The organism is Actinoplanes sp. URMC 104 (assembly GCF_051386375.1).
Classification (GTDB): domain Bacteria; phylum Actinomycetota; class Actinomycetes; order Mycobacteriales; family Micromonosporaceae; genus Actinoplanes.
This window is the reverse complement of record NZ_JBPQTO010000001.1, coordinates 32,405-56,356: the sequence shown is the minus strand read 5'-3', so window position 1 is coordinate 56,356 and position 23,952 is coordinate 32,405. Positions and strand designations below refer to the sequence as shown.

At 70.4% G+C, this 23,952-nt stretch carries 27 protein-coding genes; 16 read left to right on the top strand and 11 right to left on the bottom strand.

The annotated features are described in order from the left end of the window. The 12 genes from ACSNN8_RS00380 to ACSNN8_RS00325 all read left to right on the top strand — a co-directional run bounded on the left by ACSNN8_RS00380 (position 1) and on the right by ACSNN8_RS00325 (position 6,169). On the top strand, positions 1-516 hold the full coding sequence (locus tag ACSNN8_RS00380; protein ID WP_436646055.1) for a hypothetical protein: 516 nt from the start codon (positions 1-3) through the stop codon (positions 514-516). Positions 517-596: 80 nt separating this feature from the next. After that, positions 597-1,457 carry a hypothetical protein gene (locus ACSNN8_RS00375; protein WP_436646053.1) on the top strand — a complete coding sequence of 287 codons (861 nt, stop codon included), beginning with the start codon at positions 597-599 and terminating at the stop codon, positions 1,455-1,457. Between the two features lie 260 nt (positions 1,458-1,717). Then, entirely contained in the window at positions 1,718-1,951 is a 234-nt protein-coding gene (locus tag ACSNN8_RS00370; protein WP_436646052.1) for a hypothetical protein, read from the top strand. 5 nt (positions 1,952-1,956) lie between these two features. Continuing rightward, on the top strand, positions 1,957-2,319 hold the full coding sequence (locus tag ACSNN8_RS00365; protein WP_436646051.1) for a hypothetical protein: 363 nt from the start codon (positions 1,957-1,959) through the stop codon (positions 2,317-2,319). A 124-nt stretch (positions 2,320-2,443) separates the two neighbouring features. Next, positions 2,444-2,977 (top strand): hypothetical protein, encoded by a 534-nt coding sequence (locus tag ACSNN8_RS00360; protein WP_436646049.1) that lies wholly within the window; start codon positions 2,444-2,446, stop codon positions 2,975-2,977. A 13-nt stretch (positions 2,978-2,990) separates the two neighbouring features. Then, on the top strand, positions 2,991-3,365 hold the full coding sequence (locus tag ACSNN8_RS00355; RefSeq protein WP_436646048.1) for a hypothetical protein: 375 nt from the start codon (positions 2,991-2,993) through the stop codon (positions 3,363-3,365). Further along, positions 3,362-4,171 carry a hypothetical protein gene (locus tag ACSNN8_RS00350; RefSeq protein ID WP_436646046.1) on the top strand — a complete coding sequence of 270 codons (810 nt, stop codon included), beginning with the start codon at positions 3,362-3,364 and terminating at the stop codon, positions 4,169-4,171. The genes ACSNN8_RS00355 and ACSNN8_RS00350 overlap by 4 nt, the downstream gene beginning before the upstream one ends. Continuing rightward, positions 4,168-4,365, top strand: coding sequence for a hypothetical protein (locus ACSNN8_RS00345; protein ID WP_436646044.1), 198 nt, complete (start codon positions 4,168-4,170; stop codon positions 4,363-4,365). The genes ACSNN8_RS00350 and ACSNN8_RS00345 overlap by 4 nt, the downstream gene beginning before the upstream one ends. Beyond that, complete coding sequence (locus ACSNN8_RS00340) at positions 4,362-4,742, top strand: DUF6248 family natural product biosynthesis protein (RefSeq protein ID WP_436646042.1); 381 nt, start codon at positions 4,362-4,364, stop codon at positions 4,740-4,742. The genes ACSNN8_RS00345 and ACSNN8_RS00340 overlap by 4 nt, the downstream gene beginning before the upstream one ends. Continuing rightward, positions 4,735-5,250, top strand: a complete 516-nt coding sequence (locus tag ACSNN8_RS00335; protein ID WP_436646040.1) for a hypothetical protein — start codon at positions 4,735-4,737, stop codon at positions 5,248-5,250. The genes ACSNN8_RS00340 and ACSNN8_RS00335 overlap by 8 nt, the downstream gene beginning before the upstream one ends. A 77-nt stretch (positions 5,251-5,327) precedes the next feature. Further along, a complete protein-coding gene (locus tag ACSNN8_RS00330) occupies positions 5,328-5,690 on the top strand; it encodes a hypothetical protein (protein ID WP_436646039.1) in 363 nt (120 codons plus the stop codon). After that, positions 5,687-6,169, top strand: coding sequence for a DUF3307 domain-containing protein (locus ACSNN8_RS00325; RefSeq protein WP_436646038.1), 483 nt, complete (start codon positions 5,687-5,689; stop codon positions 6,167-6,169). The genes ACSNN8_RS00330 and ACSNN8_RS00325 overlap by 4 nt, the downstream gene beginning before the upstream one ends. On the opposite strand, the gene ACSNN8_RS00320 is transcribed toward ACSNN8_RS00325, so the two are convergent. After that, complete coding sequence (locus tag ACSNN8_RS00320) at positions 6,166-6,360, bottom strand: hypothetical protein (protein ID WP_436646037.1); 195 nt, start codon at positions 6,358-6,360, stop codon at positions 6,166-6,168. The two genes, ACSNN8_RS00325 and ACSNN8_RS00320, sit on opposite strands and share 4 nt — an antisense overlap. Before the next feature lie 80 nt (positions 6,361-6,440). On the opposite strand from ACSNN8_RS00320, the gene ACSNN8_RS00315 reads away from it, so the two are divergent. The 4 genes from ACSNN8_RS00315 to ACSNN8_RS00300 all read left to right on the top strand — a co-directional run bounded on the left by ACSNN8_RS00315 (position 6,441) and on the right by ACSNN8_RS00300 (position 10,341). Further along, complete coding sequence (locus tag ACSNN8_RS00315) at positions 6,441-7,475, top strand: metal-dependent hydrolase (protein WP_436646035.1); 1,035 nt, start codon at positions 6,441-6,443, stop codon at positions 7,473-7,475. Positions 7,476-8,370: 895 nt separating this feature from the next. Next, the gene (locus ACSNN8_RS00310; RefSeq protein WP_436646034.1) at positions 8,371-9,420 is read left to right on the top strand and encodes a DUF5131 family protein; all 1,050 of its coding nucleotides are present in this window, start codon (positions 8,371-8,373) and stop codon (positions 9,418-9,420) included. A gap of 33 nt (positions 9,421-9,453) precedes the next feature. Beyond that, positions 9,454-9,981 (top strand): hypothetical protein, encoded by a 528-nt coding sequence (locus ACSNN8_RS00305; protein WP_436646033.1) that lies wholly within the window; start codon positions 9,454-9,456, stop codon positions 9,979-9,981. A 237-nt stretch (positions 9,982-10,218) separates the two neighbouring features. Beyond that, positions 10,219-10,341 (top strand): hypothetical protein, encoded by a 123-nt coding sequence (locus tag ACSNN8_RS00300; RefSeq protein ID WP_436646031.1) that lies wholly within the window; start codon positions 10,219-10,221, stop codon positions 10,339-10,341. Positions 10,342-10,408: 67 nt separating this feature from the next. Here ACSNN8_RS00300 and ACSNN8_RS00295 read toward each other — a convergent pair whose 3' ends face one another. The 10 genes from ACSNN8_RS00295 to ACSNN8_RS00250 all read right to left on the bottom strand — a co-directional run bounded on the left by ACSNN8_RS00295 (position 10,409) and on the right by ACSNN8_RS00250 (position 23,949). Continuing rightward, positions 10,409-11,392, bottom strand: a complete 984-nt coding sequence (locus ACSNN8_RS00295) for a LysM peptidoglycan-binding domain-containing protein (RefSeq protein WP_436646029.1) — start codon at positions 11,390-11,392, stop codon at positions 10,409-10,411. A gap of 95 nt (positions 11,393-11,487) precedes the next feature. Further along, positions 11,488-11,859, bottom strand: a complete 372-nt coding sequence (locus ACSNN8_RS00290) for a hypothetical protein (protein ID WP_436646028.1) — start codon at positions 11,857-11,859, stop codon at positions 11,488-11,490. 96 nt (positions 11,860-11,955) lie between these two features. Next, positions 11,956-12,444 carry a hypothetical protein gene (locus ACSNN8_RS00285; protein WP_436646027.1) on the bottom strand — a complete coding sequence of 163 codons (489 nt, stop codon included), beginning with the start codon at positions 12,442-12,444 and terminating at the stop codon, positions 11,956-11,958. Between the two features lie 13 nt (positions 12,445-12,457). Beyond that, entirely contained in the window at positions 12,458-12,751 is a 294-nt protein-coding gene (locus ACSNN8_RS00280) for a hypothetical protein (protein ID WP_436646025.1), read from the bottom strand. A gap of 64 nt (positions 12,752-12,815) precedes the next feature. After that, positions 12,816-13,301: a hypothetical protein gene (locus tag ACSNN8_RS00275; RefSeq protein WP_436646024.1), complete on the bottom strand. Its 486-nt coding sequence runs from the start codon at positions 13,299-13,301 to the stop codon at positions 12,816-12,818. 96 nt (positions 13,302-13,397) lie between these two features. Continuing rightward, on the bottom strand, positions 13,398-14,366 hold the full coding sequence (locus ACSNN8_RS00270; protein WP_436646023.1) for a hypothetical protein: 969 nt from the start codon (positions 14,364-14,366) through the stop codon (positions 13,398-13,400). An 18-nt stretch (positions 14,367-14,384) separates the two neighbouring features. Next, on the bottom strand, positions 14,385-15,680 hold the full coding sequence (locus ACSNN8_RS00265; RefSeq protein ID WP_436646021.1) for a Gp37-like protein: 1,296 nt from the start codon (positions 15,678-15,680) through the stop codon (positions 14,385-14,387). Between the two features lie 13 nt (positions 15,681-15,693). Further along, complete coding sequence (locus ACSNN8_RS00260) at positions 15,694-16,656, bottom strand: phage distal tail protein (protein ID WP_436646020.1); 963 nt, start codon at positions 16,654-16,656, stop codon at positions 15,694-15,696. Between the two features lie 84 nt (positions 16,657-16,740). Beyond that, entirely contained in the window at positions 16,741-23,148 is a 6,408-nt protein-coding gene (locus ACSNN8_RS00255) for a hypothetical protein (RefSeq protein ID WP_436646019.1), read from the bottom strand. Positions 23,149-23,193: 45 nt separating this feature from the next. Continuing rightward, positions 23,194-23,949, bottom strand: a complete 756-nt coding sequence (locus tag ACSNN8_RS00250; RefSeq protein ID WP_436646017.1) for a hypothetical protein — start codon at positions 23,947-23,949, stop codon at positions 23,194-23,196. Positions 23,950-23,952: the final 3 nt, after the last annotated feature.

Below are 23,952 nucleotides of genomic sequence, written 5' to 3'. Positions count from 1 at the left end.
GTGACGACCGCGGTTCGGGGCGGCGGATTGGCCGCCGCCCCCACCAGCTGCAAGGCGCGGCGCTGCAACGCGCTGGTGCGGTGGGAGCGCACGGTCGTCGGCGGCCAGGTGGTGCATCTGCCGATCGATGTGGATCCGGCGCCGGACGGGCTGCTGGTGTTCGAGCGGGTCGACGGGGAGAGCCGGTGGCGGGCGTTCGCCGCCGGCCGGGACAACGCGAAGAAGCGGTACCACGCGCACTGGGACGGGCTGTGCAAGGACCGTGCGGTGTGGGGCGCGGAGCGGCGGGCCGCCGGCGAGCTGGGTTCGCTGGGGGAGCGCCGGGCGGGGGACGTGTGGGGCACGGCGTTCGGGCCGTGCGCCGGGTGCGGGGAGAGCGCCCGGATCTACGGCGACGGGGCGTCGCCGTTGTGCGGCAAATGTCAGGAGGTGTTGGAGCAGTGGAGAGCGAAGATCGTGGCCGACGACGCGGGGCTGGGCGGCCCGCCATACCGGCGGGTGACCCCCATCGGGTAGCGTTCCCCCGCACGTTGTCCGCCAAATGGGCGCGGCGTAGCCTCTCGGGTGGACACCCGACCGTCCTTCGAGAGGCTCTCATGACTTCCGCGCACCCGCCTGAGAACGACCCTGCCCCACTGCTGATCGCCGCCGAGCGGGACTCGCTGCTCATCTACGACGGGTTCGTCGGAGGCGACCAGTTCGAGATCGTGCTGGCCGGCCGGAAGATGATGGTGTCCGGGCCGTCGGTGGCGCCGATGGTGCGGGTGCTGCGCCGGCTGCGCCAGGCCCGCGGGGACGGCCTCGATCTGACGGTGTCGCGTTTCGACGAGGAGCAGGGCTGGCGGCTGGCCGCCGGCGGGCGGCCGACCGCGCCGATCGCCCCGGGTGCGGCGCTGCCGTGGATCGACGGGTACGTGGCGGCGGCCGCGCACATCGGCGCGCGGCGGGAGAGCACGTTCGCGGCGATCCGCGCGCTGCTGACCAGCCCGTCAGGTGTGGACCGGTCGCGGTTGACGCTGCTCGGTGTGATGTGGGGCCGCGGCCCGGAGAACGAGATCAGCGGGCAGCAGCTGGCGATCCGTGCCGGGTGGACGAAGAAGACCGTCAGCGGGTTCCTGCAGTTCGGTGCGAACGTGCCGGTCGAGCACCTGGACCGGCTGATGGAGGCGACCGGCTGCCAGTGGGCCGACCGCGAGCGGCGGGTCGGCGTGGCCGGCATGGATCCGGCTCCGGAGATGCCGGGGATCCGGCGGCTGCGGCTGATCCTGGCCGCCGAGGACAAAGGCTGGCTGGCGTACCTGGACGAGCCTGACCCGTCGAAGGCGCGCCGCCTGGTCGAGTACAAGCTCGCGGTGGGCGACGAGACGCACCGGATCGGGGCGGACGAGCTGGTGGCGTGGCTGGACGGGATGGCGTTCTTTCACGGCGAGCCGCTCGAGGGCGCCGCCCGCCAGTAACCGGTAGCAGATAGCGTTCCCCAACTGGTTGTACTCCACATGCGGCAGGGGTAGCCTGTCCGTATCGGCAAGGGCTGGACGCGCCAACGGTGCACCAGCAGCCCCGCTGGCCCGGCCCCGTAGCGGGCCAGCGCGGTGAGGCTCTCCGCCACAGAGGCCGCGGCCGCGACTGGTATCGAGACCGTCGCAGCTGGGAGCCAGGGGAGCCTCACCGGCAGGGCGCCGACATCGGATTCCCCTCGCGTGAGGAGCACCTGCCCGTGTCCGCCTCCAAGCCCCCGCTCACCCGCAGCGCCGCGATCACCGCGGCCGTCATCATCGGACTCGCCACGCCGGCCTGCGCCGTCATCGCCGTGCTCGCCCGGCCCGAGCGCAACTCCGTCTCCGTCATCGGCGTCTCCGCCGCCGCGGCCGCGCTGTTCGCGTTCGCGACCGCCATGCTGATCCTGCGCGGCCGCCCACCGCGCACCCCGGCCAGCCCGGACGGGGAGTGACCACGGTGGACAAGGACTCCCTGCCGCGGCTGTGGTCGTACTCGCGAGCGTCCGGCTTCGGCGCGCTTACCGGGTACGGCGCGGTCAAGGCGTACGAGTTCAGCTACGGCGCGCCGGGCACGCCGATGCTGCTGCTGATCTTCGACATCTTCACGGCGGTGTGCGTGGGCGTGTTCGTGTGCTGCACGTGGACCGCGCTGCGGCTGCGGTTCCAGCCGGTCGACCGCCTCGTGCGCTGGGCCCGAGCCCAGATGGTCGCCGCCGCGGCCCGGCTCAGCCGTCGCCGTCAGGAGCAGGCCGACGTCGTCTTCGCCGCCGACATGCAGAGGCTCAGCGACGAGCGGAAGGAGATGCAAACACGCAGGTAGAAGCCGTCACACCGCAAGGGCGCCCCTCTTCCCCGGGGCGCCCTTCTCTTGTGTCCGAAAGTATGAGCCAACAAGTTGCATACCAAATGACTGCACGGGTAGCGTATGTGAAGGGGAGGGAAGCATGACCAGCTACGGACCGGCCAGCAAGGAAGCGCTCGACGAGCTGCGCGAGCTGTTCGACACCCGCGCGCACTCACCGGTCTGGCGCGTCCACAACTTCCAGGCCATCCGGGAGATCGTCGGCCGAGGCGACCCGCTGACCGCCGCCTACGTCGAAGCCATCGCCATGCGGCTGCGCAACGAGCCGGTGCTCGACAACCGCGAACGCGCCCACGACTGGCAGTACCAGCGCATGGCCGAGCTGCTCACCTACAAGGCCGTCCCCGAACACTTCGCCGTCTGGGTGTCCGAACGTCTCATCACCAAGAAACTCAGCCGCGCCTTCGCCGACCTGGTCATCGACGACCTCGACAAGATGCTGCCGGCCGCACGCGACAGCGTTCAGGCCCTGGCCGGCAACCGCTGCCGCGCCTGCGGCCGCCCCATCCAGCCCGACCCCAGCAACCCCGGATACGAGCAGGGCTACGGCCGGACCTGCTGGAAGAAACTCCAGCTCGCCGATACCCCGCGCCTGCTCGAAGCCACCCGCGCCTAACCCGAGGAAGCCCATGCCTGCCCAGCTGATGACCCACCGGCCCTGGCGCATCGCCGCGATCCAGTGGACCGGCCACAACTTCGACGAGGTCGAGCAGTTCGTCCGCGACTACATCGGCCCCGACGACGAGACCGGCGTCCGCAACGAGCCTGACGAGGGCTGGCCGCGCGAGAAGTTCGCCTACAACACGGTGCAGTTCACCGTCTACGGCGGCGGCAGCACCGACGACCTCGACATCGACCCAGGCCAGTGGATCGTCGTGCACCTCGACATCCCCGCCGACCAAGGCTCCATCGAGCGCGTCGAGATCGTCGCCGACAGCGACGAACTCTCCCGCGCCTACCAGCCCGCAGCCGACGAGCCGAACCGCAGCGGAGCACCCGCATGAGCGCCCGCGTCATCCCCGGCCCGTGGAAGAACGTCGACGGCTACGACAAGACCGCCGCCTTCGGCTACCTGCGCGCGCTCGTCGGCCAGGACGAGCTCGCCCGGTGGGCGAGCGTCGGCGGCCTGACCAACGGCGAGGTCCACATCTGGCGGTACCGGCACCTGCCCACCGGCGGCCTGCTGCACCTGGACAAGCTCGGCACCGCGTTCACCGTGCGCCCGCGCTGGCGCAAGGGCTTCGACCCGGACTTCGCCGTCGAGCAGATCCCCGTCGTCGAAGCCCTCGCCCGGGCCGCCGAGCAGCACCTGCCGTTCGCCGGCGCCATGCCGGTCTGCAGCTGCGCGGCCGCCGACGACATCGACCCCGACTGCATGCGGCACTACGGCACCGAGCCCACCGACGCCGAGGTGCTCGCGCTGCTGCCCGCCGTCCGCGCCGCGCAGCACTGGGAGTACGGCTACGTGCCCGGCATGGAACGCGGCGACGCCCAGCTGGTCAACTACGTGCGCGCGATCCTGCGCGAGCAGCGCCGCCACCCCGACGCGCCGTACCCAGGCACGGCCGGGGGCAAAATTGCCCCCGACGCGGCCGTGCCCTCGAACGGGGAGTGGAAGCCGTGGGTGCACGGCTCGCAGCTGGGGCGCGGGCATCGCAGCCTCGAGCAGCACCTCGTCGAAGACCACGGCCGCGACGCCGACGAGATCGCAGTGATGAGCGACGGCGCGATGCACGGCTGGCACGACGGTGTGCACGGCCAGACCTGGGCCTACGCCCAAGACCTCCCGCACGCTGGTGGTGCGGCGTGAGCTCGTACGGGGCGAAGTTCGACAAGCTCGCCGCCGAGTGGGCGATCCTCGAGAACCGGCACGACAAGACCCACCCCGACCGGTCGGACTGCGGCGGCGTCGGCAGGTGCTCGATGATGGCCACCGCCGTCGACCTCGAGCACGAGATGATCGACGCGCTCGAGGCGTGGCGGCGGAAGCGGCGCTCCCGATGAGGTCCACCGTGGCGTGGCCGATGCCGGCCGCCGCCGCCGACTGGATCGCCGAGGTCGTGCTGACCCCGGCCCAGCGCGAGGGGTGGTTCCGTAGCTGCCCGTGCGAGGGCGGCGTCTGCGACCACTGCAAGCTGTTCGACCACCGCAGCCCGTGCACCGTCGTCGCGTTCGGCGGCGCGATCCGCGAGCACCCGGCCGGCTGGATCTGCCTGAGCGACGGCGCGGGCCGCGACCCGTTCTGGCTGACCGGCCAGAACTGCCGGTGGATCTGCGCGTGCACCAGCTGCCCCGTGCTGCCCGAACCGCCGCCCGCGTCGGCGCCTACCGCGGTGCAGACGTCCATCTTCGGTGAACTGATTGGAGACTCTGATGGCTGACGAGCTGGCCGCCCTCGGCTGGAACGACGCGGTGCTGCTCCGGGCTCCGCGTATCTGGCGGACCGCGGCCGACATGGCGGTGCGCGTCGACCGGGAGAAGCTGGCCCGCCGGATGGAGCTGATGCCGCAGGCCTGCCTCGTGCGGGCCGACTTCGAGCTGTGGGAGCAGGTGCCCGAGCTGGGCGGCCCGCCCAGCCCGATCACGTACGTCGGCGCGATCTTCGGTGAGCAGAGCGCGATGCGCGGTGAACCACCGCTGGCATTCCGGTGGCGGTCGTACGGGCGGGTCGCGGTGCGCACCACCAGGACGCCGCGCAAGATGCTCGCGCTGGCGCACCGCTACGGCATCGCCGTGCTCAAGCCGGACGACGGCGGCTGGCAGCGCGTTGAGGACGGCCTGCCGAGGTTCAAGGACGAGCGCACCGTCATGGACCGGTTCCTCGAGGAGCACCTGTTCGACCACATGCTGCGGACCGGCCACTTCGACAAGCAGCCCGCCGGCCGCTGAACCCCTTTTTCGGCCCGGCGGCCGGAGTGCAGGCCGACCGCCGGGATCTTGCTGGATTGCGGAAGGACGGTAACACCGTGCCCAAGTCCCTACTCAAGCGTGCCCGCGAACGGGCCGCGAACGTTCACCCGGAGGACTGGCCGTACGTCGGCGCTGAGCTCGGCGGGCTCAGCTTCCTGGTGCTCCTGGTCGCCGTGCTGTCGGTGCGGGCCTGCCGCACCGACGTCGAGCCGCTGCCCTGGTACGGGCTGCTGCTGTTCACCGCGCTCGCCCTGGTCGCCGCGGTCGGCGCGTGGCGGTCCAACCGCGCGCTGGCCCGGCAGCGGGCGGCGCGCGTGCTGCAGCCGCTGGCCGCCGACCTGGTGAAGGTCAGCCGCGACGCGTCGAAGCTGCTGCGCGATCTGGCGGCCGACCAGCGCAGCCGGGGCGGTGAGCTGTGAGCACGCTGGGGCTCGGCGGCGTGTTCGCCGCTCTGTTCGCCGCCCACCAGGTCGGTGACCACCACGTTCAGCGGGACAGCGACGCCCAGGTGAAGTCCCTGCCTGGCCGGGACGGGCACCGCGCCTGCCTGTCCCACGTCGCCTCGTACACCGCCACCGCGGCGGTCGCCCTCGCCGGGGCGCACCTCGCCGCCGGCGCCCGGCCCCGGTGGGGCCGGCTCGCCGCCGGGCTCACCGTCTCGGCGGTCAGCCACTACGTGATCGACCGGCGCGAGCCGCTGCGCCGGTACGCCGCGGCCACCGGCAAGGCCGGCTTCTACCAGCTCGGCGTGCCCCGCCCGGGCCGCGACGACAACCCGTCGCTGGGCACCGGGGCGTACGCCCTCGACCAGTCCGCGCACGTCGGGTTCCTGTTCCTCGCTGCGCTGGTCATCAGCAAGGCCAGCGGCCCTGAGCGGGATCGAGCGCCGCGATGCTAGGCGTCAGGTGCGAGTCCACTGTCGCGCTCGCTCGCCTTGCGGATGGCCTCGCGCAGACTGCGTTCGACGGACTCGGGTGTGCAGAGGGCCTCGACGTACCGGTCGACGAGCGTGAAGTAGTCGGCCAGTTCTGCGGTGGTGGCATCGTCGGCGGGCTCGGTCGGGCGCTGCGGGTTCGGCTGTTCGCTCATGTAAGTAGAGGGCTCTGGGAGAGCCGTTGCGTGAGGTCGATTCGCGGTGACCTGTGTCACACCACGGGTCGGGGGTCGCGATGCTAGGCCTCACGCACGCGGCGACCGGCGCCGCGGTGTGGCAGCTCGGCTGCCTGGTCGCGGTGACCGAGGGGCACCCGCCGGGCGTGCACGTCATGGTGGTGGGGACGGCGCTGTGCGCGTTCGGGGCGGTGCTGCCGGACATCGACATGGAGAAGGCGAACGTGTCCACCTCGCTCGGGCCGGTCACGCGGTGGCTGTCCCGGGCGGTGGCCCGGGTGTGCCTGGTCGTGCACTGGCTGACCCGCACCGACCGCGACGAGCCGTCCGAGACCGGGCACCGCACGCTGACGCACACGCTGGTGTTCTGCGCGGCCGCCACGGTCGGGTTCGGCGCGCTGGGCCGCTACGGCGGGCTGTGGGCGCCGCTGGCCGTGGTGTTCTGGGCGGCCAGCACAGCGATCCGGGCGCTGCTCCCTGCGGGGCGGCGCTCGTTTTCGTTGGGGCGCTGGTTCTCGAGGCGGGCGGCCGGGCTGGAACGGGTGGCCCGGTTCACCAGCCGGGCGGAGATGCCGCTGGGCGCGCGGCGGCTGCGCGAGCTCGCGAAGGTGTGCAAGCGGCTGGCGTGGGGGACCGGGCTGATCCATGTGCCGATCGCGCCGGGCGGCGGCCTGGTCGTCGCCGCGGCGATGTGGTTGTGGCCGGCGCCGTCGGGCTGGTGGCTGGGCTTCGCGGTCGGCGCCGGGTGTCTGGTGCACTGCCTCGGCGATGCGATGACGTGGAAGGGTGTGCCGCTGCTGTGGCCGGTGCCGGTGCGGGGCCGGACGTGGCATGCGGTGCGGCCGCGGCCGCAGTGGCGGTTCGTCACCGGAGGTCGGCGGGCTGGTGGTGAGGCGGCGCGGCCGGATGGTGGGTATGACATCCGTCAGGCGCGGCCGCCACGAGACAGGGGTATGGTCGGCCGCGAGGATCGAGTGGAGGAGTACGTGCTCGGCTATGCCGTGCTGGTCACGGTGGGTGCGGCGGCCGCCGTCTTGTATCTGAGCTGGTGGCCGGCGGTGCTTACCTGGGTGTCCGCTGTGCAGGCCGGGTAGCCGAAAGGCCTATATGGACGACGGCCATTTGTACGGGAAATACCCCTAAAATTCGGATACTCTAAGATCAACTCGGATGTACGAAATGGTTGTAGTGCGTGTGTAGTCTGCTCGCACTATGCAACCCGGCCCTCTCGGGTCGATGTCGGTACGCGGGGGCGGCCGGCGAAGCAGTCGAAACCATTGTCCAGACAGACCGCTTGAATCGAGGGCGGTCAACCTATAAGTATGAGGTGCCGGGAGCCCCCGCGGCTACATCGCGGGGAACCCCCGATCACCTTCCCTGCCGCAGCCCTCGGGCTGCGTGCGGCGACGGCGTGAGACCAGGGCGGGGTGTTGCAGCTTGCCTCCGCGCACTCTGCCCGGTCTTGCGTCGTCGTCGCGTTTCTAGGTTTCGTCCTTTTCCCGAAGAGTGGTTCGTCACGCCACTGTAAAGGGCCTTGCGAACTAAGCTGTCCGCCGCACGAGCACAGTGGAGCGTCAGCAGTTATATCGCGTGTTGATGTTGGCTCATATCCGACGAACGGCTTGAGTCGCGCCTGCCACGGACTCTAGCGCCCAGACGGCGCTTTACCCACACATTCCGAGGCGATTTGCTGCACGAGCTACCCCCTTCGCTTTTGCCATGCGCCCACATGGTGACTACTATCCGCGCGGGCGGAGGTAGGATCGAAACGGTCATCCGCGCCCGTCGAACCCCAAAGACCTGCACGTAGATCCCCCTTTCCCTCGCCGGAACACGTTAGTCGAACACATGTACGAAGCGCGACCGGGAGTTTCGAGGGAACGTGACCCACGCCATGACGGCGCGTGCGGCCCCACGACCGCGTACTTGTGTAGTGAAATCTTTCACTACACAGCACGACCGCCGACCCACCACACTGGAGGCCCACCGATGTCGTCGTCGCCGTTCGCTGACTGGATCCGCAACAGCGACGGCAGCACCGGCGAGGCATGGAACCCCTCCCTCGGCTGCGACTGCGGCAGCTGCTACCTCGCCCCCGTGCTCCGCCAGACCAACGGCGACGCCGACGCCGCACCCGCATACGCCGGACTCACCCGCACCGGCGACGACGGCGAAGTCACCTGGACCGGCCGCATCAACCTGCTCGACGCCCGGCTCACCATCCCCCTCGAACGGCACAAGCCGACAACCTGGTGGGTCAACTCCATGGGCGAGGTCTTCCACAACGGCGTCCCCGACGACTTCATCGCCAGCATGTTCGCCGTCATGGCCGTCGCCGGCCAGCACACCTTCGTCGTCGTCACCAAGCTGTACGAGCGCATGCAGCACCTGCTCACCAGCCCCACGTTCCGCCACCACGTCCACAGCAACGTCGACGCCCTCAGCGGCGGCGGCATGCGAGCACCCGAACTGCGCTGGCCCCTGCCCAACCTGCGCGTCGGCGTCTGCGCCGAAGACCAAGACACCGCCGAACCAGCGATCGCCGCGCTGCTCGACACCGCCGCCTTCACCCGGCTGCTCTACGCGGCACCGCTGCTCGGCCCCATCAACCTGCGCCGCGTACCCGGCGCCCTCGGCAGCGCCGGCCTCGACTGGATCGTCACCGCCGGCGAGTACGGCCCCCGCGCCCGACCCAGCCACATCGACTGGTTCCGGATGCTGCGCAACCAGGCCACCGACGCGAAGGTGCCGTTCCTGTTCCGCGGCTGGGGCACCTACCGCGCCGTCGAGCTGTTCACCAGCTCCGCATTCCCGACCGGCTGGGCGTTCCGGCACCCCAGCAGCGGAGTCGCCGCCGCCGTGATGCGCGAACCCGGCCGCGGCGGGCAGATGCGCCGCCTCCGCGCCGGGGACAAACGCCGCGACGGCAGCATCATGCTCGACGACAACACCCTCGCCCTGCGCATGGGCCGCCGCGACGCCGGCCACGAGCTCGACGGCGAAACCTGGCAGCAGTACCCCGGATACGGCAGCTTCTGACCCGCGGCGGCCCCGGTGCGCGAGGATGACCGGATGACCGACGACCTGCCCCGGCCCGGCGCCGTCTCCAACGCCGCGTTCCTGCACGACATGTTCCTGCGCATGCGCGCCGCCCTGGACGCGAACGACCGGCCCGAGCTGGCCCGGCTCATGCAGCACGTGCGCTCCGAGGGCGGGGAGAGGCTCGCCCAGCTCGTCGACTCGGCGTTCGACAACGTCGCGATCGCGACCGCGGTCGACGCGTTGCAGGTGCCCGGTGGGGTGACCGTGCCGGCCGGGCTGAACAAGCCCGGCGCCGCCCTGTGCGACTTCTGCACCAGCTTCGACGTGGTCGCCTTCTACCCGTTCGAGCAGTTCGAGATCCCCGGCCCCACCGCGGCGCTGGGCTTCACGTCCGGCGACAAGATGTACGTGTGCCAGCGCTGCCACGACTTCGTGGAGGCGGGGGACTGGGCCGGGCTGCGCCGCTGGGTCGGGCCGAGCTCGCAGCAGTCGGCCGTGCTGTGGAACGGCTTCCGGATGAACCGCACCGGCCCCGCCGTGCCGTACGCCGGCGAGTAATACACGGACGTGGACCCGGCGGTGGGTCCTGTGTGGGGCTAATCGGCGGATGTGCGCATGCAGAAACTCGGGCCAAGTGGCTTAGTCGTTACCAATCGGACTGACATATCGGACAGTCGGCGTCGCGAGGTGAGGGAAATTGCGTTAAAGCCGCCGGGGCGCTCTGGTGCGTACAACGATATGGGGGAGAGCGGGAGTCGTCCCGCTTGAACGTCCGTTAAGGAGGTGACCCCCCGCATGAACGAAGCCATTGCAGAAACGGCGAAGGCGGTCCGCTGCGCCCTAGGAAGCAATCAGCGAACCGCCCGCCTGGCCATCCTGATCATCATCGTGATGATCGTCTGGGCCATCCTGCACTGACCACCGTAACCACGACGCCGGCCCTCACACAGCAACAACGGGGGCCGGTGTCACCCTATGCGGAAACTCAGCCGTGGTGCGCGGCCTTCGGCGACGTCCAGGCCGCGTCGAACGTCGCCTTGTTCAGCATCCCGTCGACGCGCAGCCCGACCTGCTTCTGGAACTGCTTGACGATCGCGCCCGACTTCGGGCCGAGGTAGCCGTCCGCGTCGATCGGCCAGCCCAGCTGCTTCATCCGGGCCTGCCACTTGCCGACCAGCGCGTAGTACGGAGCGTTCGCGCGGGGCCGGTAGTAGTCGTTCGCGCCGTTCGGCCACGCCGGCGGCTTCGGCGCGGCCGGCGCCGCGGCGACCAGCTTGAGCACCTGCCCGACCCGGATCAGGTCGGAGGGCAGCCCGTTGACCTTCTTGAGCGTCGCCACGGTCGTCTTGTACCGAGCGGCGATCTTCGACAGCGTGTCCCCGGAGCGCACGGTGTAGGTGTCGCCGGGCTTCGGCGCGATCACCGGCCCGCCGCCGCCGGTGACCGGCAGACCCCACCGCTTCTGCCACGTCGCGAGGGGCTCGCCCTTGAGGATCGAGATGATGCCGTCGATCGCCCGCGGGTTGTTGACGTAGCAGCGGTGCACGCTGATGTGGATGTGCCACAGGTGCGAGGTGTCCGACGAGCTGGTGGTGTCGCGGTAGAAGTCCCAGCCTTCGACCTCGCGGTCACCGTCGGCGTTGCCGAAGAACTCGCGCATGCCGTACGCGCGGGGGTCCTTCGACCGGCCGGCGGCGAGCAGCCGGGCGCTGTACTTGTTGATCGTGCGGTAGTCGCCGCGCTGGGCGTCGGGGAACGTCCAGTCGATCGCGCTCGAGGTGTCAGACGGGCCGCCGACGAGGTCGAGCTGCAGGCGCATGCTGTAGTCGTTGGTGCGCCCGGCCTTGCGGTGCATGTCCCGGCTGGCGTGGTAGCCGGGCTTGTTGGTCAGCGTCCCGCCGAGCTTGCTGGGGGGCTCCAGCGCGTGCATGGCGGGCCACAGGACGGTTTCGATCAGCGTGGTGGACACGGCAGGAGCTCTCCTTAGCAGGGGTCAGACACGAAAAGAGCCCCGCGCCGAGGCGTAGGCCTGGGCGCGGGGCTCTCGAAGAGACGGGGGACCGGTCAGAGCTCGGTGCCGCCGGCGTACGGGTTGCCCTCGACGACGACCGGGTCGGACTCGGCGTTCGCGGCCTTCACGCCGAGCGCCATCAGCGCGGCCAGGATCAGCTGGGTGACCTCGCTGGCGTCGACCCCGCCGACGATGACCGTGGCCAGCGCCATCAGCACGGCGTTGACCACGCCGACGAACGTCTTGGCGTACCGCACGTGCAGCGACGGCACCACGTACACGGACACGGCCGCGTTGACGGCGATGAAGAACGCGATCACCTCGGCCGTGGTGATCTTGCCGTCGGTCAGCGGCGCCTGCGCGGCGGTGACGACCGCGATCGCGGCCGGCACGAGCGCCTTGCCGTACTTCTGGATCAGGGACATGTGGTGCTCCTTCGGGTGGGCCCCGCACGTGCCAGGGCATGAAAGAAGCCCGGACCGTGCGGTCCGGGCTCGAGTGGAGAAAAGGGGTGGTGCGGTTCAGCTGCCGGTCGACGGCTGAACGTCAGGGGTTCCGGCGCCGAACTCGGCCGGGCCGGGCGGAAGTTGCGGCCAGCCGGGCGGGGCCGTCCAGCCGGGCGGGACGAGCGCGTCCTTGGCCGTGCCGCACCGGTACGCCCGGGTGAGCTGGCGGATCTTGTCGGTCTGCTCCACCGCCGGCAGAAGCTCGCACAGGGTGCGCCGGTTCTGCTCGAGGACCGCCGCGGTGTACGCGGCCTGGTCGTTGCGTTCGGCGGTGCGCCGGTTCAGCTCGGCCAGCAGCTGCTCGGTGTGCTGGTCGGTGCGTTCCCCGGCCAGCGCGGTCGCCGTGTACGCGGACACCCCGGCCAGCAGGACCACCGCCACGGCGAGCAGCACGATCCCGTTGCGGAACCGGCGCGCCGGGTTCACCGCCACGGTGTCCGGCTCGGTGGACAGCAGCGGGTACTCGTGGTCTTCGTCTGTGGCAGCGAACGGGTCTCGGCCCACGCTGGTCGCCCTTCTATTCGCCGATGGTGTCCGGGTCCAGCCCGGCGTTACGCACCCGCACCCGCAGCGCCGCATACAGCTCGCGGTACTCGTGCAGGTGCTCCCGCGCGCGGTCCCTGGCTTCGATCGCGATGTCGCGTTCCTTCTCCCGGGTCGCCACCAGTTCGGTGAGCCGGGTCAGTTCGGCCATCAGCCGCTCGTTCTGCCGGTCGGCGCGCTGGTCGAGTTCGTTGTCGCGCTGCACCTGCGCGGTGCGGCCCGAGGTGCGGAACGTTCCGATCAGCGTGATGACGGCGACGACGATCATGCCGACCGCGCCGATGATCGGGATGGCGAGTTTCTCGGCGAGGCTTGGTTCGGTCGCCGCCAGGTCAGGTGCCAGCAGCGGGATGAGGGGGCCCGCCAGCCCCGTCCGGTCGTGGATCCACAGGGACAGGGCCCACCGCACGCTTCACTCTCCCCGTTTGTTGTGTGGTGGCCTTCGGCGGCGGCACCCGGGCGGCGAGCACCGCGATCGCGGCGATCCCGACGAGCTTCCCGATCGCGCCCCACGAGTAGACCTGGGCGTTCACGACGAACGTCATGACCACCCCGAAGCACCAGGCCACCCAGTAGCCGGCCAGCGCGGACAGGCCGAGGCGCAGGCGGCGCGTCATGCGGCCGTCGCGGTACCGCTGGTGCAGCAGCGCCCACGCCACCACCGAGGTGATGACCAGCAGGATGCCGCCGTAGACGCGGATGCCGATGCTGAACCCGCCGATCTTGAACCCGCTGGCGACCTCGCGCAGCACGTCGTAGCTGGGGCTCATGTAGACCCGCTCACCGAACAGCAGACCGATGGTGTCCCAGCCGGACATGAGCAGCAGGATCGCGACGACCGGCCGCCATCTGATGACTCCGCCCCTGTCGCACGAGCACGTCTCGCAGTGACCTTGATTCATCGGAGTCCTTTGTCAGCTGTACTTCGCCGGCCAGGCGTACGGCGGGATCGTCAGCGCGTGGGTGGACGCGAACGCCACCGAGAAGTTGCTCATGAACAGTCGGCCGGTCGACGCGTCGAGGTAGCAGCGGGCGACGTTGCCGCCGTCGTACCAGGCCAGGATCGGGACGTCGCCGCTCGGCCGGAACTGATCCGGGATGGTGCAGATGGTGGTGTCGGTGCCCGCCGGCCGGTTACCCATCGTCCCGTTCTCCAGCAGCAGGCAGTAGAACGACACCATGCCGTTGCGGCGGGTCGCGAAGATGTTGCCCGGCGTCTTCCAGCCCGAGTTCGGGGTGAGCCGGGTGCCCTGGCCGGGGTCACCGATCAGATGCCACGAGCCGCCCAACCCGACGTAGGTGCGGCCGGTGTCCGACTCGGTGAAGATCGACCCCCACGACGACACGCTCGGCCGGCGCGTCGACAGCGCGATCTGCGGCTGCGCGGCCAGCCACGTCGTCAGGTCGGTGACGTCGGACGCGGCGATCGACGGCTGGTCGCCCGCCGAGCTCGAGGTGACCCGGATCGTCGCCAGCGGCAGCTCCCACACCCCGTTGGAGGCGATCGTCTGCGTCGGTGCGGGCGCGACCGGCGTTGACGCGGGCACGCCCGGAACGATCTGGAACGTCACCGTGTAGTCCGACCGGTTCAGCCGCAGCACGGCCAGGTCGATGCGGGTCAGGCCGCTCGTGTTGGCGTTCAGTGAGCGGATGATGCCGGACGAGTCGGTCTCCCACCGGAAGCCGCGCACCAGCGCGGCCATGTTCGAGCGGACCTTCACCTGCCGGCCCGAGCTGTCGCCGTACACCAGCGAGGTGTTCATCAGCGTCTCGTTCGGGTTGTAGGCGATCCGGCCGCTGCCGGTCACGTCGCCGAGCAGCTGCTCGTAGCGGGCGTCGGTGACCCCGCCGCCGCCGGCGACGGGGTACGAAAGCTCACCCACGCGGGGCCTCCTATGCAGTTATGTGGTGGTCGGGGCGCGGTTCAGCAGGCGGACGATCCTGCCGACCCGCGTGTCCAAGATGCGTTGGGCCTTGTTCCACGGCGTCTCGTAGACGGCGGACTGGTCACCGATGGTGGTGCCGACGACCTCACCGGCGGTCGGCCACGCCTGCAGCGACACCGTCTGCACCGGCGCGGAGACGGTCTCGCCCTGCCCGAGGTCGAGCGACACGATGTCGCCCACGTCGTAGTGGGCGCCGTAGCGCTGGTCGACGGTGTCGGCGGCGTTGGATGCCAGCCGGACGGTCGGGCCGCCTTCCGCCCACGCCTGCCGGGCGGCGTCGATGCGTTCCAGGTTGGTGGCTGTGCCCGGCTGCGGCACATACCCTTCCATCCGGCCCCACACGGTCGCCTTCGGGTCGGTGTTGTTCATCTCGACGACGAACCGGTCGGCGCCGTCGCCCTGGCCGCCGACGATCGCCGTGGTGAGCGTCGGCGCGGACAGCTCGTACGCGAAATACTTGAGGTTGCCCATCGCCAGCGAGAAGTGCACGTCCCCGGCGAGGTTGCGGGACCGGACCGGCTCGAACAGCAGCACGTCCTGCCCGTTGGTCTGCGTCTGCCGCACCCGGAACCCCAACGAGTCGGGGTGCTGGCCGGCGCCGACGCCGAGCGTGCAGATTTTGCGGAGCACGTCGGTGACGTGTTCGAGCCGCTCGCGCGGGTTCACGTCCGACGTCGGGCCCAACGCGACCGTGCCCGTCCCGGAGATCCCCGAGAACGGGGCGACGGTCAGCTTCGGGATGCGCCGCTCCGACCTGGCGCCGGGGCCGCACTGCGTGTTGACCAACGTCAGCATGCCCTGCTCCGGGTTCCCGGAGTACGTCCAGTAGTCGGTGGTCTGGTCCTGCGGCAGCAGCGCCGGGTTCGGGTACGTCAGCCGGGTCGCCAGCGAGGAGAGGTCGTCGGCGAAGGTGACCGTCACCTTGCCGACGCCGCCGTTCTCACCGTCGTCGCCGCGCTCGCGCAGCATCTGCTCCATCGGCCCGCCGATGAGCACCTTCGACTGGCCGAGCACCCGGCGGATGATGACGATGCGGCAGCCGGGCACCAGCTGCTCGAGGACGTACCGGTAGGCGGGGATCACCACCTGCCCGGAGCCGGGCTCCTTCCACTTGATCGTGGCCTGCAGCGACGACCACTCGTGCAGCGGGTCGCCCAGCACGTTCAGGTTCGGGTCGGTGACCAGGATGGTGAAGTGCGCGCGCAGCGCCTTCTCGGCGGCCGGGCCGGTCACGGGAAGCGGGGCGGTCATCGGCTCACCCCCGTCACGCGGTCTCGTAGCGGGGGGTGAACGCGAGCTCCACCGCGGTGCCGGTCCCGGCGCCGAGGGCGGTGAACGTGATGTCGTTCTCGCCGTCGACCAGCGGCCACAGCTCGGTGCCGGCCGGGTTGAGCCAGTCGATGTACTTCGACAGGTTCGCGCCGGTCGCCGCGAGCCGGACGGTGGGCCGGTTCGTGGTGATCGTGATCTTCTGCCCGGCGGTCAGCGTGTACGCGAGCTTGAACCGGGCGCCGGTGGTCAGGTTCTTCGCGGTCAGCTCACTGATCGGGCCGGTGATCGACCACGTCGGCCAGGCCTCGACATCGCCGTCGTTGAGCAGCGTCGTCGTCGACGACCCCGCCCCGTCGTCGGTCACCACCCGCGAGCTGGTGACGTTGATGAACGGGCTGTAGAACGACGCCGGCGTCGTCCCGGTCGCCTGGAACTCGCGCCGCTCCACCACCGCGGTGTCGCCGGACCAGTACCCGTCCGGGCAGTACAAGCCGATGACCGGCTTGGCCCACAGGTGGTTCTCGCCGGCGGCGCCGTCGAAGCCTTCCTCGTAGTAGCAGGCGATCCGCCTCGAGCGGCCGGTCGCAGGGCGAGACACGACCAGCCAGCCGGGCGCGCCGCGCTGCGTCGTCTTGGTGAACGCCCGCATCAGCGCCCGGTATTTGTCGACGAAGTTCTGGTGGCCGCCGCCCTCGTCGGCGCCGATGTAGAGCGGCCATTGCAGCCGGCGCGGCCGCTGCCGGATGTAGCGGACCTGCTCCCCGCCGCGGGGCAGCGGGTCGACGACGATCTCGATCGGGGTCGCACCCCACCCGGCCGGGCCGGACATGGTGAACCAGCCGAGCTCGTCGTTGGACAGCGGCCACTCGATGCCGTCCGGGTCGATCCACGTCGCGGACATCGTGCCGAGGTCGTCGTCGGGGTACAGCGTCTGCTCGTCGACGGGTGCCGTCACGGCTCACCCCCTCTTGGGTGCAGGAAGGCGACCGGCCCCGCCCACCAGGTGCGGTGGGCGGGGCCGGTTGGCCAGGGACGGGATTTATCGGGGGCGGCCGACGCGGGCGAGCGCGTCCTGCCGCTGCTGGATCGCGGTGAGCCGCTCCGGGGTCAAGGTGGTGTCGGCGAAGGTGAACTGGTACGTGTCGCCCTTGCCGGCCAGGCCCTGATTGACGAAGCTCTCGATCGCGTCCCACTGCCACGGCGTCAACACGGGCTCGGGCTGGCCGAGCATGTTGACCGGGCTCATGCCCGGCATCAGCCAGCCGCCGTTGTCGAACGCCCAGTGCACGTGCGGGCTGGGCCCGCGCTTGCCCTTGTACGGGCCGTGCTGGTACAGCAGCGAATCGGAGTACCTGTGGTGCTGACCGTGCTGGATGTTGCGGTTCGGGTCACCACCCCAGATCAATTCCTTGGTCTGCTTGCCGTAGGTGTCGTGGATGTAGTTGAAGACGTCCTGCCGCGGCTCGACGTCCACGGCACGGCCACCGTCGCGGGAGTGCCACGACAGGTTCCCCGAGTTGGTGTACGAGTTCTTCCGGTACCCGGAGTACAGGTCGAGGCCGGGGAACACCTTGCGCAGCTGCGCGATCTGCCACTTCCAGCCGACGCCGCCGCCGGCGCCGCCCAACGCGCTGTTGCTCGGCACCCCGCCGCCCAGCGCGGCGGCGACCTCGTCGACCGACGGGATCAACGTCTTCTTGAGGTCGACCACGAACGGCCACTTCTGCGCGACCTTGCCGCCGCTGGCGTACGCCGGGATCAGGCTGGCGCCGTCCCCGCCGACCTTCCCGCCGGTCGAGAACCCCGGCAGGAACCACTCGCGCGGCACCCGCATGTTGTTGATGTCGTCCATGACATCGTCGCCGTAGTAGCGCACCGCGGCGGCCTTGTGCACCCACTCGCCGTTCGAGCCGTACATCAGCACGTCGTCCGACGTGCCGGTGCCCGGCCCGGTGATGCGGCCGCCGGTGGCCTTCTTCGGCACGGCGCCGCCCGGCTTGCCGGGCACGTACCGCTGGTACTGCGACTGCCCGACCCAGCGGTCCCATTCCTTCTGCGCCGCCTCGACCGACAGGCCCCGGCTCAACGCGTCCTGGATGAACTGGAGCTGCTTGAGCTCCATGTAGACCTTGGCGAACCCGGCCTCGTCCGACTTGAGGATCGTTTCCACGTCGTCGGGCACCTTGCCGTACGTGTCGATCAGCTGGTCGGTGGTCTTCTTCGCGCCGAACGCCCGCGCCGCCTCCTGCTTCAAGTTGTCGATGCGGGTCTTGTGCGCGGCCGCGGCCTTCTTCACCTCGATCCCGGAGTTGATCTCCGCGATCATCAGATCCCGAGACGCTGACGCCGTCTGCTGCAGAGCGTCCCGGTTGGCCAGGCCTTCGCGCGTGTTCACCGACAACGTCCGACCGTTACTCGCGATCGACTCCCGCAAGCTGACCTGCGACGAGTTGAACGCGTCGGAGGCCTCCGCCGCGCCGATCGCGGCGCTGGTCTGCTGCTCGATCGCCTGCCGCAGCAGGTCGGCCCTGACCGCGGCCTTGCCCTGCTCCGTGCCCATCAGCTGCGTCAGCCGGGTCAGCTCAGCGATCCGGCTCGCGTTGCTCTCGTACGCCGCCGACTGCGCGTTGATCTCCGCCGGCGTCGCGTTCGGGTGCAACCGCATGTACGCGTCGATCTGCGACTTCGCCTGGGCCTCCCGGTTGAGGATCGCCATCGCGCCGGCCTGCTTGCTGATCGCCTCCGCGTTTTCGATGAAGCCCTGCTTGAGCTGCTTGAGGCTGTCCACTTCCTTCTGCGCGTCAGCGACCCGCTGCACGGACTGCCGCTGCGCCTGCCCCAACGCGATGAACGACTCCAGCCGCTCGATCTGCGCATCGATCGCGTTGGTGACCGTCGACACGTCGCCGCTGGTGGCAGCCCGAAGCATCTGCTCGTAGCCGATGCCGACCTTGTCCAGCAGGATCACCATCTCCTGCAGCTCCGGGTTGTTCTGCACCGCCCGCCGGAACGCCTCGTCGGCGGCGTCGCCCGCCGACATGCCGTCCTTCTGCAGCGACTTGAACTCGTCGTTGAGCGCCCCGAGCGCGCTGGCCAGCTGGTCGATCTTCTGCTTCTGCTCGGCCGCCTTGGCGCCGAAGTACGCGACCGCGGTCGTGGCGGCCAGCAGTGCGACACCCCACGGCCCGCCGAGCACCCCGATCAGGCCGCTCGCGCTGCGCTGGGCCAGGCCGACCGCTCGGTCTACCAACTGCACGTTGCGGGCGGCGTTCGCGATGCGGGTGCCGGCGTTCTGCAGCGCCGAGCCCGTCGACGCGAGCATGTTCGACGCGGTACGCCACGCCCCGCCCAGCACGGTGCTCTGCCGGGCCGCGTTCGTCGCGCCCGTCGCGAGCGACTGGACCCGCTGGACGATGCCCTGCAGGCGGGTGCCCTCCCACGACATCGCCTGCACGGTGCGCTGCCAGGCCGTCCCCAGCGCGGTGCTCTGCCGCACCGCGTTGACGTTGGTGGTCGCGAACCGCTGGACCGACTGGACGATGCCCTGCAGGCGGGTGCCTTCCCACGACATCGCCTGCACGGTGCGCTGCCACGCGGTGCCGAGCACGGTGCTCTGCCTGGCGGCCTGCACGGCGCCGGTGGTCATGCGCTGGATGCCCTGGACGATGCCCTGCAGCCGGGTGCCGTCCCACGACGCGGCCTGCATGGTGCGCTGCCACGCCCGCCCGAACAGGTTGCTCTGCACCGCCGCCTGCGCGGTGTTGACAGCGAACTGCTGCACCTGGCCGCCCATGGCCGCGATCCGGCCGCCGGCCGCCGACACCACGCTCGACGCGGCGTTCCACGCCCGGCCCAGCAGCACGCTGTTCGCCGTCGCCGTGCCCGCCCGGATGGCGAGCTGGTTGACGGTGCTCGCAGCGCCCGCGATCTTCGACCCGGCCGCGGCCGCCATCCCACCGGCGGTGGCCGTGGCCTTGCCGAACAGGTTGGTCTGCGCTGTCGCCCGGCCGGTGTTGATCGCGTACGTCTGGATCATCCGCTGCGCGCGCGGCCCGAAGATGGTGCTGATCTCGGCGAAGAACTGCTTGCCGCGCAGCACCGCCTTCAACCCGACCACGGCCAGCGCCGCCCAGCCGAGCGCGGTGACGAAGATCGTCAGCGCGGGGGTGGGGATCGCGTCGATGAACTCCATGACCCGGGTGGTCAGGTCGATCATCTGCGCGCCCAGCGGCATCGCCGCCTCGATGATGTGCAGCAGCGCGATGCCGATGTCGCCGAGCAGCTCGACAACCTCGGGTCCCTGCTCGCGCACGTAGTCGATGAACTTGCGGTAGCCCTCCGACTGGTCGACCTCGCGGGCCCACTTGGCGAAGTCCTCGGTGATGCCGACCAGGCCGTCACCGACCGACGAGTCGAACGGCGACAGCGCCAGATACAGGCTCGCGAGCCCCTCCGACAGGTTCGCGCCGATGTCGAACATGCGCTGCAGCGACGGCTCCACCGTCGAGTCGACGTAGCTGAAAAACCGCTGCCACGTCGGGTTCTGGAAGGTTCTGACCGCCTGACCGGCCAGGTCGCCGAGCTTGCCGGCCACCTTGCCGATGTAGCCCTCCAACGCAGGCAGGCCCGGCAACGCCATCTCGAGGGCGGTCTGCAACCCGGGCAGCAGGTTCTCCTGCGCCGCGTCGCGCAGCCCCTTCGCCTCGTCCTTGAGCTTGAAGAGGAACTCAGCGAAGCGGCGCCCCGCCGGCGACAGGTTGTCCATCGCCTGCTGCAGGTTGCGGTACGCCTCACCGCCGGCCACGCCGACGGCCAGGACCGCCTCGGCCTCCTGCTCACGAGCGTCGCGGATCGACTTGCTCGCGTTGGCGATCTGCAACGCCCCGTCGGTCGCCTGCCGCGCCTGCGCCCGCTGCGCGTCCGCCACCCGCTGCTGCGCGTCCGCGATCTGCAACGCCGAACGGCGCTGCTGCTCAGCGGCCTGCTCACGGGTGCGGGCCAGCTTCTCCTGCGCGTCTTCGACCCGCTTGTCGGCGGCCTCGATCTTCTCGCGGGCGGCGACCACCTGGTCGCTGCCTTCGATGCCCTTGCGATTGGCCTCGGCCAGATCCTGACCGAGCTGCTTGCCTTCGCGCTGCAGATCCTTGAGCTGCTGGACCCGCTCGTCGTAGGCCTCCTGCGCCTCCCGCTTCTCGATCAGCGTCGCCCGCGGGTTGTAGAGGATCTTGTTGAGTTCCTCCTGCGCCTTCATGATCTCGGTGGTGGCTTTACGCTGGTCGATCGCGTTGCCCGCCACCTTGGAGCGCAGGTCGTCCAGAGCGCGGCCCGCCTCGCGGTAGGCCTCGTTCAGCTCCTCACGGACTTTGACCGCGTCGGCCTCAGCCTCGGTCACGTCTTCCTGCGCGTCGCGGATCTCCCGGGCGCTGTCGCGCGCCTGAATCGCGGCGGACCGGCGCGCCTCGGCCAGGTCCTTCTCCGCGTCGGCCACGTTCCTGGCCGCGTCGGCAGCCCCCTCGGCCACGTCCCGGCGGACCCGGCCCAGGTTGGCCTCGGCCTCCGTCACGTTCTCCCGGGCCCGGCGCAGATTGTTGGTGGCCTGCGTCCGCGACTTGGCGATCTGGTCGGCGTTCTCGTCGGCCTCGTTCATCGCCTTGACCGCGTCGGCGATGCCGTTGAAGCCGAGCACCAGCACACCGATGCCGGAGCCGGCCGCGGCCGCCATCGACGCGACCGTGCCCAGCGCGGCCGCCGCCGACAGGAACGACGGCACCGCCATCGAACCGAACGACGCCGACAAGCCGATGATCAAACCCAGCCGGGACATCGTCAGCTTCGCCTGCCGGTCGGCGTCCTTGAGCGCCTGCTCCGCCTTCTTCGTCTCCCCGACAAACTTCGACATGCCGTCCGCGGCGGCCGCCGCGTTCGTGCGCACGTCGGCCTCAACGTCTTGGTTCTGCAGCTCCCGCAGCTCCCGGTGCAGCCGCGCGAACTCCTTGAACGCCGCGTCAGCATCGACGTCGATGCCGATCTTCTTGCCCGACAGGTCATCGATCTCGCGGCGGATCCGCTGCAGCTCCGTCTGCGCCGCCGACGTGTTCGGCGCGATCGCCACCTTCGGCAGCGACCCCAGCGCCCGCTCCAGCGAGGTCGCGAACTCCTTCTCGAACGCCGACCCGTACACCTTCGCCACGTCCGGCGCGGACTTCTTGAGCAGCTCAGCCAGCGAATCAGCGGCGTCCTTCGCGACCCACCGCTCCTCGTTCCCGACCGTCGTGTCGCTCGACGTCTTCCGCAGCGCCCGCTCGGTGTCCGCGATCCACTGCATGATGTACGCCGGGTCAGTGTCGATCCCGATCCGCGCCTTCGACGCGCTGGCCATCTGCTCCCGAGCGAACGCCAGCTCGTTGCGGGCGGTCTTCGCGCCCTTCGGGTCGTACTGCCAGTCCGGCAGCTTCTCGATAGCCTTGGTCAGCGCCTCACGGATGTCGTCCTGCAGCGACCCGCCGTGCCCGGCCGTCAAGTCGACGCCGCGGCGCCGCGCGTTGTCGACGATGTCCAGGAACGACTGGATCTCCCGGCGGGTCGTCTCCGCGTTGTGCCAGTTGACCGCGCTGGTCGCGCGGCCCTGCAGATCCTCCAGCTGGCGGAACGACGCCTCGACGCCCTTGGTCAGCGCCTCCGGGGTGAGGTTCCCGGCCATCGCGCCGTTCCAGAGCCCTTCAAGCTCCTTGCGGATCTTGTCGAACTCGGACTCCCACGCCGTCATGTTGAGTTTCGGCGCCGGGATCGCCTCGAACGCGGACTTGATCTGCGCCAGCGCGCTCTTACCGAACGCGCCGCCGTACGTCTGCCCGGCCTTGTCGCCGAGCTGGTCGGCTTCCTGCGCCGCGAGGACCTCGACCCCGCGGCGGCGGGCCTCGTCGGCGATATCGACGAACTTCTGCAGCTCGTCGGCGGCGTCGCGCGAGTTGAAGAAGCCGGCACCCGACGTGGCCGTGTCCTGCAGCTCCCGCAGCCGGCGCGCCCAGTAGTCGATCCCGGCGGTCAGGTGGTGCGGCAGGATCGTGCCCTCGCCGGCCCGGCCCATCAGCTTCTCGACGCCCTTGCGGGCCTTGTCGATCTCCTTCTCCCAGGCCGTCATCTTCGGCTTGGGTTCGGGAAGCGCCCGGAACGCGGACTCCAGCGAGCGGACCGCGGCGCGGCCGTACGTGCCGCCGTACAGGGCGCCCGACTTCTCAGCGCGCGCCTTGGTCTGCTTGTCGGCCTTCTTCAGGCCCTCGGCCACACCCTCAGGCAGCGCCTTCGCGATGGTCCCCTCGAGCTGCTTGCCCAGCTTCGCGGCCTCGTCGCCGAACGCTTCCTCGGCCCCGGAGAACGAGGGCACGACCTGCAACCACGCCGTGCCCGCCGAGTAGACCTTGCCCTTTGCAGCAGCAGCGGCGGCCATTCCGCCCCCCTTCGATCAGGTGGGCGGGACCAGCCGCCAACGCTTCTACTTCGGCGGCCGCGTCTCGGGCCCGATCCGCCCGTACACGCGCGCCACCGTCCAGTCGTGCCGCTTCGCGCGGCGGCGCAGCCGGACCTTCTCGATCGCGCCGACCGGCCGCGGCTGCGGCGTGACCTTGCGCGCCTTCCCGCCGCTGGACGCGACCGTCACCTGGATGAGGTCACCGACCCGGTCGGCCAGCGTCGACAGCAGCTCCACCTCGGGCGTGAACTCCGACAGCCGCCGCACCGGCTTCTTCTCGCTGCCGTCGTCCTGGTCGAGCAGCACCTCCGCCAGCTCCTCGTCGGCGGCGAGCTGCTCGGCGTAGTGCGAGTGGTTCGGCAGCGCGTCGATGAAATCCATCAGCCGCCGCCACCTGCGCGCCTGCCACTCGGTGGTCAGGTCGAGGTGGTGCAGCGCGTGCAGATCCCACTCGATCGCCCGCCGGTACTGCGGCCGGCCCATCAGCATCAGCAGCCGGCCGTCCTCGCGGACGGACGCGGGCAGCCCGTAGTGCCTGCGGTACGCGGCGACGACCGCCTGCATCTTCCACAGCGGCAGCGCGGCGAGCAGCATGGCAGCGGCCTCGTCGGGCGCGATCCACCGGACGAACCCGACGAGGCTGTGCAACCCGTCGACCAGGTCGCGCCAGGACAGCTCGCGCGGGTCGCGGCACGTGATGACCTGCCCGGCGACCCGGACGGTGAACGGTTGCTCTGGCCGCTCACGGTCAAGGCCGTCGAGCTCCGAGAGCAGGCTCACCGG